The organism is Streptomyces sp. NPDC087906, assembly GCF_055584925.1.
This window is the reverse complement of record NZ_JBVJLC010000004.1, coordinates 40,245-56,047: the sequence shown is the minus strand read 5'-3', so window position 1 is coordinate 56,047 and position 15,803 is coordinate 40,245. Positions and strand designations below refer to the sequence as shown.

Below are 15,803 nucleotides of genomic sequence, written 5' to 3'. Positions count from 1 at the left end.
CTCGGCGCACTCCGACTGAGCCGTACCCACCGAAATCGCACAACGGCCGGGAACCGGTCACTAGGATCCAGTCGTTGATCCGATGCCAACGCATGTCCCGAAACCTAAGGAGGACTCGTGGGAGTCAGCCTCAGCAAGGGCGGAAACGTCTCGCTGACCAAAGCCGCGCCCAACCTGACCGCGGTCACCGTGGGTCTGGGCTGGGACGCACGCTCCACCACCGGAGCCGACTTCGACCTCGACGCCAGCGCACTGCTGACGAACACCGAGGGCAAGGTGGCCACGGACGGCAACTTTGTCTTCTTCAACAACCTCAAGAGCCCCGACGGATCCGTCGAGCACACCGGTGACAACCTCACCGGTGAGGGCGAGGGCGACGACGAGGTCATCAAGGTCAACCTCGCCGCCGTGCCGGCCGACGTGGACAAGGTCGTCTTCCCCGTCTCGATCTACGAGGCGGAGAGCCGCCAGCAGTCCTTCGGCCAGGTGCGCAACGCGTACATCCGCGTGCTCAACCAGGCCGACAACAACGAGCTGGCGCGCTACGACCTGACCGAGGACGCCTCGACGGAGACCGCCATGGTCTTCGGCGAGCTGTACCGCAACGGCGCCGAGTGGAAGTTCCGTGCCATCGGCCAGGGCTACGCCTCGGGCCTGCGCGGTATCGCGCAGGACTTCGGCGTCAACGTCTGAGCCGACTCACCGCTCTGAGCCGTCCCGCTTCTCCCGTCCGGCGCCGCACTCCACAGTGCGGCGCCGGACGCGATAGCACCGTACGGACGGCATGAACAGAGCGCGACTGGGCATGACGACAGGCGCGTCGTGCCTGGGCAACAGCGCATCACATTCACCTAGGGGAGGACTCACGATCATGGGCGTCACACTCGCCAAGGGAGGCAATGTCTCCCTCTCCAAAGCCGCGCCGAATCTCACCCAGGTGCTGGTCGGGCTCGGCTGGGACGCACGGTCCACGACGGGGGCGGACTTCGACCTCGACGCCAGCGCGCTGCTCTGCCAGAACGGCAGGGTGCTGGGCGACGAGTACTTCGTTTTTTACAACAACCTCACCAGTCCCGAGGGTTCCGTCGAACACACCGGTGACAATCTGACCGGTGAAGGCGAAGGCGACGACGAGTCGCTGATCGTCGACCTCACCAAGGTGCCCGAGCACTGCGACAAGATCGTGTTCCCGGTGTCGATCCATGACGCCGACAACCGCGGCCAGACGTTCGGCCAGGTCAGCAATGCCTTCATCCGGGTCGCCAACCAGGCCGACGGCCAGGAGCTGGCGCGCTACGACCTCACGGAAGACGCCTCGACGGAGACGGCGATGATCTTCGGCGAGCTGTACCGCTACAACGGCGAGTGGAAGTTCCGGGCCGTAGGACAGGGGTACGCGTCCGGACTTCGCGGCATCGCTCTAGACTTCGGGGTCAACGTTTCGTAAAGCAGTGCTCTACACGGGGGAAAAACCCGTATTCACCAGATGGGGTAGCCAGTGATCCTGAAAACCTTCGGCTGGTCGTTCGCCATCACGGCGATCGGCCTAGCCTTCGCGGCCTGGCAGTGGGGGTGGGAGGCGTTCGGGGTCGTACTGATCCTGTCGATCCTTGAGATCTCGCTGTCGTTCGACAACGCGGTCGTCAACGCCGGGGTCCTGAAGAAGATGAATGCCTTCTGGCAGAAGATCTTCCTCACCGTCGGCGTCCTCATCGCGGTGTTCGGTATGCGGCTGGTCTTCCCGGTCGTCATCGTCGCCATCAGTGCCAAGGTCGGTCCCATCGAGGCCGTGAAACTCGCGGTCAACCAGCCCGACCGGTACGAGCACCTGGTGACCGACGCCCACCCGGCGATCGCCGCCTTCGGTGGCATGTTCCTGCTGATGATCTTCCTCGACTTCATCTTCGAGGACCGGGACATCAAGTGGCTCCAGTGGCTGGAGCGCCCGCTGGCCAAGCTCGGCAAGATCGACATGCTGTCGGTCTGCGTCGCGCTGATCGTCCTGCTCGTCACGGCACTCACCTTCGCCACGCACGCCCACACCAGCACGGGCACGGCGGACAAGTCGTCGACGGTGCTGCTTGCCGGGGTCGCGGGGCTGATCACGTACCTCGTCGTCGGCGGTCTCTCCGGGCACTTCGAGAACAGCCTCGAAGAGGCCGAGGAGCGCGAGGAGGAGGAACAGCAGGCGGCGAAGGCCGAGGGCAGGCCCGTCTCCATGGTCGGCCTCGCCGGCAAGGCCGCGTTCTTCATGTTCCTCTACCTCGAAGTCCTGGACGCCTCGTTCTCCTTCGACGGGGTCATCGGCGCCTTCGCCATCACGAACCACATCTTCTGGATGACGCTCGGCCTCGGTATCGGCGCCATGTACGTCAGGTCCCTGACCGTGTATCTCGTGCGCCAGGGCACCCTCGACGACTACGTCTACCTGGAGCACGGCGCGCACTACGCCATCGGTGCGCTGGCCGTGATCCTGCTCGTCACCATCCAGCACCAGATCAACGAGATCATCACGGGCCTGGTGGGCGTCATCCTCATCGCGGCCTCGTTCTGGTCCTCGGTGCGCCGAAACAAGGCGCTTGAGGCGCAGGGCGGGGACGGCGAGGGGAAGGATTCGCAGGACAAGGCGTCCTTGCCTGTCTGAGCCGGCCCGGCGGGGGCGTACGCGGACAACTGCGCATAGTTGTGCACGAGTGCGCATGGGTGCGCCGGGGCAGTGACTCCGGGCGCCCTGCCTCGCGGGTGGTGGACGCGGCGTCGCGGGGGGCACGCTCTGGACGGGGCAGTCGAAGGCGGTAGCCGGCGGACTGCCCCGTTGTTCCGTGTGATGTCGCGTGGAAGACGAGAGAGGCGGGGCGGGCATGGCCTTCTGGGACAACCTGTGGCAGGGAGGGAAGGCGGCGCAGTTCGACTCGGGCAGCGCTGCCACCAACTCCATCGAGCTGACCAAGCGCCATCCGACGGTCTCGCTCTCCAAGCAGGGCGCGGCCAACGGCAATCTGCGGGTGAATCTCTCCTGGCGGATGCGGACGTCGGACATCGAGGGCAGGTCCAAGCAGAGCGGCCGGCTGCTGCGGCACCCGTTCAAGCTCTTCCAGCCGGAGGTGGTGCAGGCGCACACCCAGGGCGTGGTCAACGTCGACCTGGACCTCGGCTGCATGTACGAGCTGACCGACGGCAGCAAGGGCGTGGTGCAGCCGCTCGGCGGCTTCTTCGGCGACCTGAACGCGGCGCCGTACATCAAGCTCAGCGGTGACGACCGGTTCGGCGCCCCGTCGGGGGAGACGGTCTTCGTCAATCTCGACCATGCCGACGAGATCAAGCGGCTGCTGTTCTTCGTCTACATATACGACCAGACGCCGGCCTTCGACCGCACGCACGCGAAGGTGACGCTGTACCCGAGCAACGGGCCGCGCGTCGAGATCGAACTGGACGAGCGGGCACCGCAGGCGCGGTCGTGCGCGGTGTTCTCGCTGGAGAAGGTGAAGGGCGAGCTGACCGTGCACCGCGAGGTGAAGTTCGTCTACGGCTTCCAGGCGGAGCTGGACCGGCTGTACGGCTGGGGGCTCCAGTGGGGGCGGGGGTACAAGACGAAGGCGTAGGAGCTCTGACTGTCTCAGGGCCGAACTGTCGGCCGAACTGTCTCAGGGCCGAACCGTCAAAGGGTCGAACTGTCAAAGGGTCGAACTGTCAAAGGGCCGGACTGTCAAAGGGCCGGACTGTTTCAGGGCCGGACGAACTGCGGGCCCATCGGCGGCAGCCGGAAGTTCGGATCGGGCGCGGGAGCCGCTGCTGCGGCCGGTTGCGGATAGCCGTATGCCGGCTGCGGCGAGGACGCGGGCTGCGGGTAGCCGTAGCCCGGCTGCGCCGGTGACTGCGGATAGCCGTAGGCGGGCGGCTGCGCGGGGACCGGGGGCAGGACCGGCGGGTGCGGCGGCAGCGGGGGGTGCTGGGGCGCCGTGGCGGCCGCGGGGCCGGTGGACGTGGACGTCTCGGCGCCGGCGGCTCCGGTGCTGCCGGTCGCGGTCGCTCCCGCGTCCGTCGCGTGGTCCGGGTCCGCGCCCTCCGTCTCGTCCACGGAAATGCCGAAGGCCGTGGCCAGGCCCACCAGACCGGTCGGGTAGCCCTGGCCGACCGCGCGGAACTTCCAGCCGTCCCCGCGCCGGTACAGCTCCCCGCAGATGATCGCGGTCTCCTCGCCCGTCTCGGGCAGGACGTCGAAGACCACCAGCGGCTCGGCGTCGGCCGCCGTCGCGTCGTACAGCAGTATCCGCAGGTCGCCGACGTGCCGGAAGGTCGCACCGTCCGAGGACGCGGCCAGTACGACCTGGTCGACAGAAGGGTCGAGGGTGCCGAGATCGGCCTCCACGGAGTCGGTGCACCCGTCGGCGAGCTGCTTCTTGGAGAGCCGCCTGACCAGGCCCGACGGGTGACGCGGCTGGTTGTAGAAGACGAAGTCCTCGTCGGAGCGCACGCGCCCGTCCTGGCCGAGCAGCAGGGCTGACGCGTCCACGTCCGGTACCCCGGCCCCGGGGGACCAGCGCAGCACGGCCCGTACCGCCGTGGCGTCGAGCGAGACGTTGGAGCCCTTCACCATCGCGTGCGTCATGCGGGCCATCCTGCCTTCAAGCTGCCGGTCCCGACAACGTGGGTATCAGTCGTCACGTGCATGACATAGGCGCGAAGCGGACGAGTTACCAGAATTTCATGCGCACGGGGAACCGTTGACAGGTGTCATACGTACTATTACCGGCCACATGACCCAATGGCCAACAGCGGGCGACACCGGCAGTACGGGGGCATTTCATGCGTCATTTCGGGCACATATCGCCCCGCAGCCGGGAGATCCTGTTCCACCAGGAACCCGCTGAATTCACCGCCGCCTCCCCGAGCCGCATCCTTTCGGCCGCTCTCGGGGCCACGCTCTACAGCCCGGCCACCCGGCCGCAGCTCGCGGACGACGTGGTGAAGCAGGCCGGCGCCGGAGTCGTCTCCATGGTCCTGTGCCTGGAGGACTCCATCAACGACTCCGAGGTCGAGGATGCCGAGGCCAATCTGGTCCGGCAGTTCGCCGACCTCGACGCGCGCGAAGGCGAACTGCCGCTGCTGTTCATCCGGGTCAGGGAGGCCGGCCAGATCCCCGATCTGGTACGGCGGATCGGCCCGGCCGTGCGACTGCTGTCCGGATTCGTCCTCCCGAAGTTCACCGCCGAGCGCGGCGTACCGTTCCTGGAAGCGATCGTGGAGGCGGAGAGCGCGTGCGGCCACCGGCTGTTCGCCATGCCCGTGCTGGAGTCGCCCGCGCTGCTGCATCTGGAGAGCAGGGCCGAGACACTCGGCGGGATCGCCTCCGCCGTCGACAAGTACCGCGACCGCGTGCTCGCGCTGCGCCTCGGCGTCACCGACTTCTGCTCCGCGTACGGGCTGCGCAGGGCGCCCGACATGACCGCGTACGACGTGCAGATCGTGGCCGGGATCATCGCTGACGTGGTGAACGTGCTGGGCAGGGCCGACGGTACGGGCTTCACCGTCACCGGTCCCGTCTGGGAGTACTTCCGGCTCCAGGAGCGGATGTTCAAGCCGCAGCTCCGCAACAGCCCGTTCCGCGCGGGACGGGCCGAGGAGCTGCGCACCGCCCTGATCGAGCACGATCTCGACGGACTGCTGCGCGAGATCGAACTGGACCGCGCCAACGGCCTGCAAGGCAAGACCTGCATCCACCCCTCGCACGTCATGCCCGTCCACGCGCTGTCGGTCGTCAGCCACGAGGAATTCAGCGACGCCCAGGACATCCTGCGCCCGGAGCGCACCGGCGGGGGCGTGCTGCGGTCGTCGTACACGAACAAGATGAACGAGGTGAAGCCGCACCGCGCCTGGGCCGAGCGCACGCTGCTGCGCGCCGAGGTGTTCGGTGTCGCGCGCGAGGACATCGGTTTCGTGGAGCTGCTCGCCGCCGGGCTCGCCCCGTGAGGGCGGAGCGCGCGAAGATAGAGGTCAGGGTCGTCACGACGACCGACGCTGGCGAGCGCCCCGAGACATTCGAAAGCTTCGAGCGCTTCGAGCCCTTCGAGCACTTCGAGCACTTCGACAGGAAAGAGACGGCCGGCATGGTGTGGTCGGGATCGTGGGTCGCCGAGCGGCTCGGCGTACGGCTCGACGGCGACCAGCGGCTGCGGGAACTGCTGGGCATGGCCCTGCGCCGCAACCCCAGGCGGGCGCATCTGCTGGTCTCCAACGTGCTGGGCAAGCACGTACCGCAGAGCCCCGCGCTCATACACGGCACGGGTGTCGAGCTGGGCGAGCGGGTACGGGAGCTGCTGGGCGCCGATGTGCGCCGGGCGGTGATCCTCGGGTACGCGGAGACCGCGACGGGGCTCGGCCACTCGGTCGCCGACGGGGTGCGCGAAGCGCCGTACCTGCACTCCACGCGCCGCCCGGTGGCGGGTGTCGAGCGGGCGGGCGGCTTCGAGGAGGCGCACTCGCACGCCACGTCCCATCTGCTGCTGCCCGAGGATCCCGCGCTGCTCGCGGGCGACGGGCCGCTGGTGCTCGTGGACGACGAGTTCTCCACGGGGAACACCGTCCTGAACACGATCCGCGCGCTGCACGCCCGCTACCCGCGCTCCCGGTACGTCGTCGTGGCGCTCGTCGACATGCGCTCGGCGGCGGACCGGGGGCGGCTGGCGGCGTTCGCCGAGGAGATCGGGGCGCGCGTCGACCTCGTCACGCTGGCGGCGGGCACGGTCGAGCTGCCGGACGGGGTCCTGGAGAAGGGCCAGGCGCTCGTGGCGGAGCATGAGGCGGTGCGCGACGATGCTCCGTCGGCCCTGGGCGGCGGCTCTGCCGGCTTTGCCGGCTCGGACCCGGTGACGGTCGAGCTGGCCTGGCCGGCCGGGGTCCCGGACGGCGGCCGGCACGGCTTCACCCATGAGCACAGGACCCGGCTGGAGGCCGCCCTGCCCGCCATGGCGGACGCCGTCGTCGCCGAGCTGGGCGGCGCCAGGCGCGTCCTCGTCCTGGGCTTCGAGGAGCTGATGTACGCCCCGCTGCGGCTCGCCGAGCAGATGGAGCGGACCCTGGGCGGCCTGGGCGGCCCGGGCGCGGGCGCCGGTCCCGGTGCCGAGGTGCGCTTCTCGACGACGACCCGCTCGCCCGTCCTCGCCGTGGACGACCCCGGTTACGCGATACGCAGCCGCCTCGTCTTCCCCGCGCACGACACGGCGGCCTACCCGGACGGCGACGGATCGACCGGCGAGCGGTACGCCTACAACGTCGCGGGCGGCGGCTTCGACGCGGTCGTCGCGGTCGTCGACTCGCTGGCCGACTCGCCCGAACTGCACGCCGCTGACGGCCTGTTGGCGCAACTCGCGGCGCATGTGCCGCGCGTGGTGCTGGCCGTCGTCCCGTCGTACGTCCCGGGACCTCAGCACGTCCCCGAATCGTCGCCCGCCCCAGAACCGTCAGCCGCCCCAGAACCGTCGTACGCCCTCGAACCGTCGTACGTCCCCGAACGGCAGGACCCCGTCATGCTTCCCGAGCCCCTTCGCGGCCCCGCCTTCTCCTCCTACGCCGCCGACGAGGTCGGCTGGCTGCTCCAGGACCTCTCGGACGTGGAGCTTGAGGCGCCGACCGAGGAGCGCGAGGAGGCGATCCAGAGCGGCGGCGCGCACTACGCCGAGTCCCTGCCCGTCGAGTACCAGCCCGACGAGCGGTACCAGCAGCTCTTCCTGGCGGCGCTCGACACCTCCGCTGCCCGGATCGCGCGGGCGGTCGGCACGGTCACCGAGACGGTCCTCGCCGAGCGCTCGCCGCGCCCCGTCCTGGTGTCGCTGGCGCGGGCCGGCACCCCCGTCGGCGTCCTGATGCGGCGCTGGGCCCAGCAGCGCCACGGCCTCGAACTGCCGCACTACGCGATCTCCATCGTGCGCGGCCGCGGCATCGACACCAACGCGATCCGCTGGCTGGCCGCCCATCACGACCCCGCCGACGTCGTCTTCGTGGACGGCTGGACCGGCAAGGGCGCCATCACCCGCGAACTGGCCGAAGCCCTGGCCCCGTTCGCCGGTTTCAACCCGGACATCGCCGTGCTGGCCGACCCGGGCGGCTGCGTGCGGACGTACGGCACGCGTGAGGACTTCCTCATCCCGTCCGCCTGCCTCAACTCGACGGTCTCCGGCCTGATTTCGCGTACGGTCCTGCGCGCCGACCTGGTCGGTCCCGACGACTTCCACGGCGCCAAGTACTACCGCGAACTCGCCGGAGCCGATGTCTCGGCCCACTTCCTCGACACCGTCGCCGGCCGCTTCGCCGACGTGACCGACGCGGTGGACACCGAGGTCAAGGAACTCCTCGCCGCCGACCGCGCGCCGACCTGGGAGGGTTGGGCCGCCGTGGAGCGGATCAGCGAGGAGTACGGCATCCACGACGTCAACCTCGTCAAGCCGGGGGTCGGCGAGACGACCCGGGTGCTGCTGCGCCGGGTGCCCTGGAAGATCCTCGCGCAGCGGGGGGCCGGCTCCGACCTGGACCATGTGCGGCTGCTGGCCGAACAGCGGGGCGTACCGGTCGAGGAGGTCGACGGACTCCCTTATAGCTGTGTGGGTTTGATCCACCCGCAGTACACGCGCGGTGCGACGGGCGCGGACGGCAAGGCGGTGGCGGGCCAGTGAGCGCAGCTCTTCCTCAGCTCGCCGAATCGGCCGGCGCGTCGCGGGTGCTGGTCGCCAGTGACCTTGACCGGACCCTCATCTATTCGGCGGCGGCCCTCCAACTGCCCATGCCCGACGCCGAGACGCCCCGGCTGCTCTGCGTCGAGGTGTACGAGGGCAGACCGCTGTCGTATCTGACGGAGACCGCAGCGGGGCTGCTGGACTCCCTCGCCCGCGCCACCGTGTTCGTACCGACGACGACCCGCACGCGCGAGCAGTACGCCCGCATCCATCTGCCGTGCCCGCAACCGGAGTTCGCGATCTGCGCCAACGGCGGGCATCTGCTGGTCGACGGGGTCTCCGACCCCGACTGGCAGCGGCAGGTGGCCGCCAGGCTCGCCGACGAGTGCGCGTCGCTCACGGAGGTGCGCGACCATCTGCTCGCCGCCGCCGACCCGGACTGGCTCCTCAAGGAGCGCGTCGCCGAAGACCTGTTCGCGTATCTCGTCGTCGACCGGGCGCTGCTGCCGGACGGCTGGGTGAAGGAGCTGGCCGACTGGGCCGACGGCCGCGGCTGGACCGTGTCCCTCCAGGGCCGCAAGATCTACGCGGTGCCCCGGCCGCTCACCAAGAGCGCGGCGATGCGCGAGGTGGCCCGTCGCTCCGGCGCCGAACTGACCATGGCCGCAGGGGACTCGCTCCTCGACGCCGACCTGCTGCTGGCCGCCGACCACGCCTGGCGGCCGGGCCACGGCGAACTCGCCGACAGCGGCTGGACCGCGTCGCACGTCGACGTACTGCCGCAGACGGGCGTCCTGGCGGGCGAGGAGATCCTCCGCCGCCTCAGCCAGGTCGCGGCGGGCTGACCTGCGGGCTGGCCGCAGGCGTCAGCCGCAGCAGCCGCCCCCGCAGCAGCCACCGCCGCCACCACCACCGGCCGCCGGAGCGGGCGCGCCGCCCTTGGCGGAGCCGCCGACGGCGACGGTCGACAGGAGCTTCACGGTGTCGTCGTGCCCGGCGGGGCAGGCCGCGGGGTCGGCGGACTCCGCCATCGGACGGCTGAGCTCGAAGGTGTCACCACAGGAACGGCAGCGGTACTCGTAGCGAGGCATGGCGCCAGGCTATCGGTACACCCGGCCGCCGCTCACGGCGTTGCGGGTCACGGGGGCCCTGGCGGGGAGTTACCGGCCACGGCCGGGGGCGTCACCGCTGCGGAAGTCGCCGCCCGACGAGGGCGTGCCGCCCGCCCGAGCGCGCGGCTCCGCCGGGGCGTATCCCGGGCCGGGGGTGTCCGGCCAGGGGGCGCCATCAGCCCCGACGGGCGCGTTTGGGCCCGCGTGCGGGCCGGCGGGGGCGTACAGGCCCCTGACGGGGGCGCGCCGACTCCTGCCGGGAGCGTGGCCGCTGCGGAAGTTGCCGTCCGGCGGGGGTGCGCCGCCCGGCCGAGCGTGCGGCTCCGCCGGGGCGTACCCCCGGCCGGTGGTCTCCGGCAAGGGAGCGCCATCACCCCGGGCCCACCAGCCCGGGTCGGCCACCCCGGGTCGGCCACCCCGGGACGGCCCCGTCAGCCGCTGCCGTGCCCCGACCCGCGCTCCTCGCGGATCTCCGAGACCACCCGGGCCGCCGTGTTCCGTACCGCCTCGGTCTCGGTCAGGAAGTGCCAGTAGTCGGGGTGGCGCCCCTCAAGACCCGCCACGGCCCGGTCCAGCCGGGCCACGGAGTCGTCGAGCGGGCGGGCGTGGCGCGGGTCGGGCGTGGAGCGGCCGGTCATCGCCAGCCGCTGGGCGTCCCGGATCGCGAACCTCGTACGGTCGATCTCCTGCTGCGGGTCCTTCGACACGGCGTTCAGCCGCTGCAACCGGTCGCCGGCCGCCGAGACGGCCTCGTCCGTGGTGTTCAGCAGCGCCCTGGCCGTGCTCAGCAGGGACGTCGCGTCCGGCCAGCGCTGCTCCTCGCGGGCCTTGCCCGCTTCCTTCAGCTTCAGCTCGGCCTGCCGGACGCTGTCGGCGGCCTGGTCCGGAACGTGCTGCAGATCCTGCCAGCACTCGGCGGAGAAGCGGCGCCGCAGCTCGCTCAGGACCGGCTCCACGGTGCCCGCGCGGGTGGTCAGCGCCTGCGCGCGGGTACGCAGCGACACCAGGCGCTTGTCGATCTCCTTGGCCCGCTCCGGCAGCCGCTCGGCCTCGGCCCGTACCGCCTCGGCGTCCCGCAGCACCCGGTCGGCGCGCTGCAGCGTGTCCGTGACACCGTGCTGCCCGGCGCCCTGGTTGAGCTTCGTCAGCTCGGGGCCGAGCTGAGCGAGCCGCAGGGCGAGATCGTCCGCGCGCAGCCCTGTGCCCCGTACCGCGTCGAGAGCGTTGCTCGCGGAGAGGAGCGCCTGGCGAGCCCGCTCTATGGCCGGTGCGAGCCGCGCGAGCTGCGTCTCGGCCTTGTCGAGCAGCGGTCCGAGCCCCTGCTCGAACTTGTCGAGGTCGGCCTTGACGCGGACCAGCTCGTCCTTGGCCTTCGTCAGCTCACCACGGGCGGCCGAGGCCGCCGACGGCTCAAGGTCGTGCCGGTCGAGATCATGGGCGTCGACGGCGGTGATGTATCCACTGCTGGCCTCGTCGATCCGGCGCCCGAGCGCCGCGAAGCCCTCCACGGCCCTGCGCGCGCCCGGCGAGCTGTCGACCGCAGTGATCGTCTCGATCGAGATCCGCAGATCGCGCTGGGCCGTGTCCAGCTCGTAGAAGGCGGCAGCCGCCGCGTCCTTGGCGGCCTGCGCGTCGGCCCGCTGGCTCTCGCCGCCCCGGCCGCCGCCGAACCAGCGCCGCGTGCCGCCACCGCCCGCGCCGTTGAACGCGGCGGGCAGCGCCGCGACGAGCAGCGGCACAGGCAGCAGCATCACCGCGATCACGTCACGGACAGCACTCGCCTTGGATCCTGAGTGCGGTTGCGCGCGCGTCGCCGTCACATGCCTCTCCCGTGCTGAGTCCACCCTGCCCGGTACATTCTCCCACCTGGTAGGGACGAACACACGGGCCGATCAGTTCGCGGTTCGGACCGCGATTCGGCCGTTGCTGCTGCGCGCCTTCACCACATGGGCGCTGCTGCGGTCGGTCGGCACGCCCACGTCGACCTTCCCGTTGTGGCTGCGGGCCGTCACCGCGTACGCGGAACCGGCCTTCGGCAGCTCGATCGTGATCCCGCCATTGTCGGTCACGGCGTCCACCTTGTCGGGCTGCGCGGAGAGCCCCAGCCGGACCGAGCCGTTGTTGGAGCGCGCGGAAACGGACTTCGCCGACGCCCGCTGCGTGGTGATCGACCCGTTGTTGGTGGTCAGATCGAGCGGCCCGCTGGAGTCGCGCACGGTGATGGACCCGTTGTCCAGCCCGAGCCGCAGCGGACTGCTGAACCGGGAAGCGGTCACCCCGCCGTTGTTCCCGCTGAGCTCGACCGCGACGCCGCGCGGCACCTTCACCGAATGCTGCGACTCGCAGTTGCTGGCCACGGCCTTGCACTTCACGGCGAGCGTGAGCGTGTCGCCCGCCATCTTCCAGGTCGCGTCGGGCCCGCTCCCCATGAACACCCACCCGTCAACCTGCCGCGTCACCTCTACGTCCCGCACATCGGCGGGCACGAGCGTGATCCGGGAGTTCGTGGCGTCGATGGTGAGCGTGCGCCCGTTGAGCGGGAACGCCTTCTTCTCCACCGGAGCGTCCGACGGATCGCCGCCACCGCAGCCACTGACGGCGACAGCGACGAGCACAGCCCCGCCAGCGGCGAGAAGCGTACGGGTGCGGTTACGGATTGCGGCCACGGTGATCGTTCCCCCAGTGATTCCGCCGGCGGTCCGCCGACACGTCTTGGCTGTGCCCTCACCGTACGAACGACCACCCCCCGAGGCCGATCCGGCCGCCCACCGTCTCCGGGTGGGGTTACCCCCCGTACCCCGCGGGCCATGTACGCTGTTCCTTCATCCACGGGTGCGTAGCTCAGGGGTAGAGCGCTGCTCTTACAAAGCAGATGTCGGCGGTTCGAACCCGTCCGCGCCCACCACTGGAACGGCCCCCTCGCGACGACGCGAGGGGGCCGTTCCGCACACGGCCCAGACGACCTTGCCGACCCCGGTGCGCCCGCTCACTCCCCAGCATCCGCCGCTGAGCGCGTCGACAAGCGCAAGACCGCGCCCGGAATCGTCATCCGCAGAGGGCTCGCGACGCTCCGGCTTGTTCTCGTTGGCGTCGTGCACCTCGATGCGGACGCCGGCGTGCAGACGCTCGAAGCGCGTCTCGATCAGCCGCCCGCTCGGGACACGCGCGTGCCGCACGCTGTTGGTCAGCAGCTCGGAGAGCACCAACTCGGCCGAGTCCGCGAGGTTGTTCAGATCCCACGAGTTCAGGTGCTGGAGCAGCAGGTGGCGCGCCTTGCCCACGGATCGCGGGCTGTTGGGCCAACGTTTCACTACAAGGGAAGGGAGGTTTTCGACTGACGATAAAGCCTGCCTGGACTGTTTTCCTGGTGCCTCGATCATGGGGTCCCCGGCTCGTAGCTGATCAGGTACGAGTCCAGGGTGGAGTGCTTGGGACACCGCAGTGCTCACAGTTTTGTGAGTGCTGTGAGTACCGTCCTCTACATGCCGACCCAAGCGGCCAAATTGGTAAGGGTGTCCGGAGCGCGGCGGCTCAGGTGCACCAGTCCGGAGATGGTCTCGCGCGCGCCAGGGTGATACCGAGTCTGTTCGGGCGCTGCGCGGCGGGCGGCGAAGAGACTCTTCAGCGCGGCATCCGTACGGCCGGTCTCCATCTCGGAGCGCGCCCGGTCGATCAGGAAGTGGGCACGGCGCGACGTAGGAACGGACGCCGGTAGCTCCTTCATGGCGCGTGCTTGCACGAGTGCCTCGTCGTAGTGGCGCCGTTCGACATCAGCGGAGATTCGGTGCATGCGCACGTTCACCGGCCCGAAAGACAGCCAGTGGACGTCAGAGGCATCCCCGATACGGTCGGCGATCTCGGTGGCCTGAGCAAGATGCGTCGTCAGCGCCTCGTCATCGCGGGCGCGCGCGGCGATGACTGTTCCTCCCAGATGCAACTGCCCGGCGACTGCCTCCGCCTCCCGCCCGTCAGGGGCTTGACCCACCGCCTCATGTCCTGCGGCAATGAGGCGTTGCCCGATCGAGTACTCGCCCTCCCGGAAGTACACCAGCGCCCGCATGTACTGCCGTACTGCGGCGAGGCACGGATCAGACGCACGGTGCGCTGCCCAGTCCATACGGTCGAGAGCGACGGAACTCAGGTCGTAGTAACCGAGCTTCACGGCCAGATCATGCGCCGTGCGGTACGTGGAGGCGAGGGCCCGCCACAGCTCCGTCGACGGCGTGCGCCAAGCAGCCGCGGTGAGTTCCGTGATGACCTCGGGAAGTTGACGAGCGGCGCTCCGCAGATGCGCTGCCCGCACCTCCGCGCACAGGTCACTGGCGGCTGCTACCAGCTCGGTGTCCGGCCGCACACCGACGGTCTCAATCGCGGGCAGGTCGTACAGATCCAGTGCTTCACGGATCGGGCGCACCAACTCGGCGAGGCGATCCTGCTGGAGTTCAGTGACGTACGGCTGGCCCGTCAGTGCTGTGACGTCGATGCGCAGGGCCTGCGCGACCGCCGCGACCAGGTCCGTGCTGGCCGCACGGGCACCGCACTCGACTTGGTTGAGCAGGCTGTACGAGAACGGGATCCGGGCGGCGAGCTGACGCTGCGTGAGATGCGCTAGCTTCCGCTGCTCCCTGATACGAGTGCCTGTGTGCTCCTCGTCGGGCATAGGCATGCGGGGTCTCCGTTCCTGACTCGTCATCTGAAACGGTACTCGCGCCGACTTCATGTGGTGCGATATGCCAATGACTTCACGGACGCTGTACCTCTTCGGGTCCGCCGCCCCGCCCGTGTTCGATGTGGCCCAGGTGATCACGGATGCCCAGGCGAACGGCTGGGACGTGCGGCTCGGATTGACCCCCACGGCGGCCCGTTGGCTGGACCCACAACTGACGGAGCTGGAACGACTGACCGGCGGTCCGGTCCGGTCCGAGTACAAACTGCCGGGTGAACCGGACGTATGGCCCCCCGCAGATGCGATCCTCGTCGCGCCGGCGACCTTCAACACGATCAACGAGTGGGCGCTCGGGCTGACAAGCAAGTTCGTGGTCGGTGTGGTCGCGGAGGGCATCGGAAAGGGCATCCCGATCGTGACGATGCCCTGCGTGAACTCGGCCTACGTACGGCACAAACAGTTCGAGCGAAGCATCGCGGAGTTGCGGGGGATGGGTGTGACGGTCCTGTACGGCGAGAACGGCTTCGAGCCGCACAACTCAGGCGAGAAGAACCCCTATCCCTGGCCCGCAGCCCTGAACGCGCTCAACTGCCTCGGCGGTGCGCGCTGATCAAGCGGAGCCGCCGGTGAACCTTCCCGGTCACCGCGCACGCCGGGGGCCGGAATGTGACGGAGCCCGGGAGCATGTCCAGCTCCCGGGCTCCAGTTTGCCACCCAATTGCGCTCACCGGCGGCGTTCAAGAACCGCGGGTCATCGACGTGTTCTGCCTTTGAACTACAGCGCCACGAGAGAGGCGCCGGAGGGACTTGAACCCCCATCCGTCGATGTTCGCCCATGCTCGGTCGATCCTGTGTTCGGCGGCGAGTACTGATACTGGAGCGAGAATCTGAGGCGCCGGGTTTCGTTACGTGGTGGCCTGTGCGTCCAGGGTCATGGCGGACTCCAGCGAGACCAGGCGTGCGTTCTGCAGCGTTGCGATCTCCCAGCGGTCGTTCTGCCAGGCCATGGCGAAGAGTTGCAGGAAGTAGCGGGTCGGCGGGGGTTCCTCTTCGCCGGCCATCACCATGCCGAAGCGGTGGTGCACCACGGCGCAGCCCGGTGCGATCTCCCGGGTGAACTCCACCTGGCCGTGCACGGGTCGGGAGCCTTTCAGTACGGTGTCGAAGGCCGGCTGCTGGAAGGCGATCACGGTGTCGCGTCCCTTGTGGAGCGTGCCGTCGAAATCGATGAGCTCGGCGTCCTGGGCGAAGTCCGCGGCGAACGCGGCCGCGTCACCGCGGTTCCACCCCTCGATCATTCGGGCAGGGACGTCACGCAGGGTGTCGAGCGTCGGATTCATTGGTCAGGGCCCTTTC

At 69.7% G+C, this 15,803-nt stretch carries 15 protein-coding genes and 1 tRNA gene; 9 read left to right on the top strand and 7 right to left on the bottom strand.

Annotated elements, in window-relative coordinates; all coding sequences use genetic code 11:
- Positions 1 to 117: 117 nt before the first annotated feature.
- The 4 genes from ACZ63I_RS13870 to ACZ63I_RS13855 all read left to right on the top strand — a co-directional run bounded on the left by ACZ63I_RS13870 (position 118) and on the right by ACZ63I_RS13855 (position 3,602).
- Positions 118 to 693 (top strand): TerD family protein, encoded by a 576-nt coding sequence (locus ACZ63I_RS13870; protein ID WP_041990162.1) that lies wholly within the window; start codon positions 118 to 120, stop codon positions 691 to 693.
- A gap of 178 nt (positions 694 to 871) precedes the next feature.
- A complete protein-coding gene (locus ACZ63I_RS13865; protein ID WP_469338463.1) occupies positions 872 to 1,447 on the top strand; it encodes a TerD family protein in 576 nt (191 codons plus the stop codon).
- Between the two features lie 51 nt (positions 1,448 to 1,498).
- Positions 1,499 to 2,644: a DUF475 domain-containing protein gene (locus tag ACZ63I_RS13860; RefSeq protein ID WP_469338461.1), complete on the top strand. Its 1,146-nt coding sequence runs from the start codon at positions 1,499 to 1,501 to the stop codon at positions 2,642 to 2,644.
- Positions 2,645 to 2,861: 217 nt separating this feature from the next.
- Entirely contained in the window at positions 2,862 to 3,602 is a 741-nt protein-coding gene (locus ACZ63I_RS13855) for a TerD family protein (RefSeq protein ID WP_469339217.1), read from the top strand.
- A 122-nt stretch (positions 3,603 to 3,724) separates the two neighbouring features.
- Here ACZ63I_RS13855 and ACZ63I_RS13850 read toward each other — a convergent pair whose 3' ends face one another.
- Positions 3,725 to 4,609, bottom strand: coding sequence for a TerD family protein (locus ACZ63I_RS13850; protein WP_469338459.1), 885 nt, complete (start codon positions 4,607 to 4,609; stop codon positions 3,725 to 3,727).
- 197 nt (positions 4,610 to 4,806) lie between these two features.
- Here ACZ63I_RS13850 and ACZ63I_RS13845 point away from each other — a divergent pair, with 197 nt between their 5' ends.
- The 3 genes from ACZ63I_RS13845 to ACZ63I_RS13835 all read left to right on the top strand — a co-directional run bounded on the left by ACZ63I_RS13845 (position 4,807) and on the right by ACZ63I_RS13835 (position 9,514).
- Entirely contained in the window at positions 4,807 to 5,970 is a 1,164-nt protein-coding gene (locus ACZ63I_RS13845; protein WP_469338457.1) for an HpcH/HpaI aldolase/citrate lyase family protein, read from the top strand.
- Between the two features lie 137 nt (positions 5,971 to 6,107).
- Positions 6,108 to 8,669 carry a phosphoribosyltransferase domain-containing protein gene (locus ACZ63I_RS13840; protein WP_469339215.1) on the top strand — a complete coding sequence of 854 codons (2,562 nt, stop codon included), beginning with the start codon at positions 6,108 to 6,110 and terminating at the stop codon, positions 8,667 to 8,669.
- Positions 8,666 to 9,514 carry an HAD family hydrolase gene (locus ACZ63I_RS13835; RefSeq protein ID WP_469338456.1) on the top strand — a complete coding sequence of 283 codons (849 nt, stop codon included), beginning with the start codon at positions 8,666 to 8,668 and terminating at the stop codon, positions 9,512 to 9,514. Before ACZ63I_RS13840 ends, ACZ63I_RS13835 begins: the two co-directional genes overlap by 4 nt.
- A 21-nt stretch (positions 9,515 to 9,535) precedes the next feature.
- Here ACZ63I_RS13835 and ACZ63I_RS13830 read toward each other — a convergent pair whose 3' ends face one another.
- From ACZ63I_RS13830 to ACZ63I_RS13820, 3 genes are all read right to left on the bottom strand, one after another.
- Positions 9,536 to 9,760, bottom strand: a complete 225-nt coding sequence (locus tag ACZ63I_RS13830) for an FmdB family zinc ribbon protein (protein WP_469338454.1) — start codon at positions 9,758 to 9,760, stop codon at positions 9,536 to 9,538.
- Between the two features lie 452 nt (positions 9,761 to 10,212).
- A complete protein-coding gene (locus ACZ63I_RS13825; protein WP_469338452.1) occupies positions 10,213 to 11,601 on the bottom strand; it encodes a hypothetical protein in 1,389 nt (462 codons plus the stop codon).
- Positions 11,602 to 11,673: 72 nt separating this feature from the next.
- Positions 11,674 to 12,447, bottom strand: a complete 774-nt coding sequence (locus ACZ63I_RS13820; protein ID WP_469338450.1) for a DUF4097 family beta strand repeat-containing protein — start codon at positions 12,445 to 12,447, stop codon at positions 11,674 to 11,676.
- 164 nt (positions 12,448 to 12,611) lie between these two features.
- Between ACZ63I_RS13820 and ACZ63I_RS13815 the strand changes: the two genes are divergently transcribed.
- Positions 12,612 to 12,686: transfer RNA gene (locus tag ACZ63I_RS13815), tRNA-Val, on the top strand.
- Here the strand turns inward: ACZ63I_RS13815 and ACZ63I_RS13810 are convergent.
- A complete protein-coding gene (locus tag ACZ63I_RS13810; protein WP_469339213.1) occupies positions 12,643 to 13,161 on the bottom strand; it encodes an ATP-binding protein in 519 nt (172 codons plus the stop codon). The two genes, ACZ63I_RS13815 and ACZ63I_RS13810, sit on opposite strands and share 44 nt — an antisense overlap.
- Positions 13,162 to 13,259: 98 nt before the next feature.
- Positions 13,260 to 14,447, bottom strand: coding sequence for a helix-turn-helix domain-containing protein (locus tag ACZ63I_RS13805; protein ID WP_469338448.1), 1,188 nt, complete (start codon positions 14,445 to 14,447; stop codon positions 13,260 to 13,262).
- A gap of 70 nt (positions 14,448 to 14,517) precedes the next feature.
- Here ACZ63I_RS13805 and ACZ63I_RS13800 point away from each other — a divergent pair, with 70 nt between their 5' ends.
- A complete protein-coding gene (locus ACZ63I_RS13800) occupies positions 14,518 to 15,057 on the top strand; it encodes a flavoprotein (protein WP_469338446.1) in 540 nt (179 codons plus the stop codon).
- Positions 15,058 to 15,352: 295 nt separating this feature from the next.
- Here the strand turns inward: ACZ63I_RS13800 and ACZ63I_RS13795 are convergent, their stop codons facing one another.
- Complete coding sequence (locus ACZ63I_RS13795; RefSeq protein WP_469338444.1) at positions 15,353 to 15,787, bottom strand: SgcJ/EcaC family oxidoreductase; 435 nt, start codon at positions 15,785 to 15,787, stop codon at positions 15,353 to 15,355.
- Positions 15,788 to 15,803 lie beyond the last annotated feature (16 nt).

Bases quoted from the DNA above. Each gene is read 5' to 3' on its own strand.
- ACZ63I_RS13865 (WP_469338463.1), top strand. From the start codon at position 872: ATGGGCGTCACACTCGCCAAGGGAGGCAATGTCTCCCTCTCCAAAGCC.
- ACZ63I_RS13855 (WP_469339217.1), top strand. From the start codon at position 2,862: ATGGCCTTCTGGGACAACCTGTGGCAGGGAGGGAAGGCGGCGCAGTTC.
- ACZ63I_RS13850 (WP_469338459.1), bottom strand. From the start codon at position 4,609: ATGACGCACGCGATGGTGAAGGGCTCCAACGTCTCGCTCGACGCCACG.
- ACZ63I_RS13845 (WP_469338457.1), top strand. From the start codon at position 4,807: ATGCGTCATTTCGGGCACATATCGCCCCGCAGCCGGGAGATCCTGTTC.
- ACZ63I_RS13840 (WP_469339215.1), top strand. From the start codon at position 6,108: ATGGTGTGGTCGGGATCGTGGGTCGCCGAGCGGCTCGGCGTACGGCTC.
- ACZ63I_RS13830 (WP_469338454.1), bottom strand. From the start codon at position 9,760: ATGCCTCGCTACGAGTACCGCTGCCGTTCCTGTGGTGACACCTTCGAG.
- ACZ63I_RS13810 (WP_469339213.1), bottom strand. From the start codon at position 13,161: ATGATCGAGGCACCAGGAAAACAGTCCAGGCAGGCTTTATCGTCAGTC.
- ACZ63I_RS13805 (WP_469338448.1), bottom strand. From the start codon at position 14,447: ATGCCTATGCCCGACGAGGAGCACACAGGCACTCGTATCAGGGAGCAG.
- ACZ63I_RS13800 (WP_469338446.1), top strand. From the start codon at position 14,518: ATGACTTCACGGACGCTGTACCTCTTCGGGTCCGCCGCCCCGCCCGTG.
- ACZ63I_RS13795 (WP_469338444.1), bottom strand. From the start codon at position 15,787: ATGAATCCGACGCTCGACACCCTGCGTGACGTCCCTGCCCGAATGATC.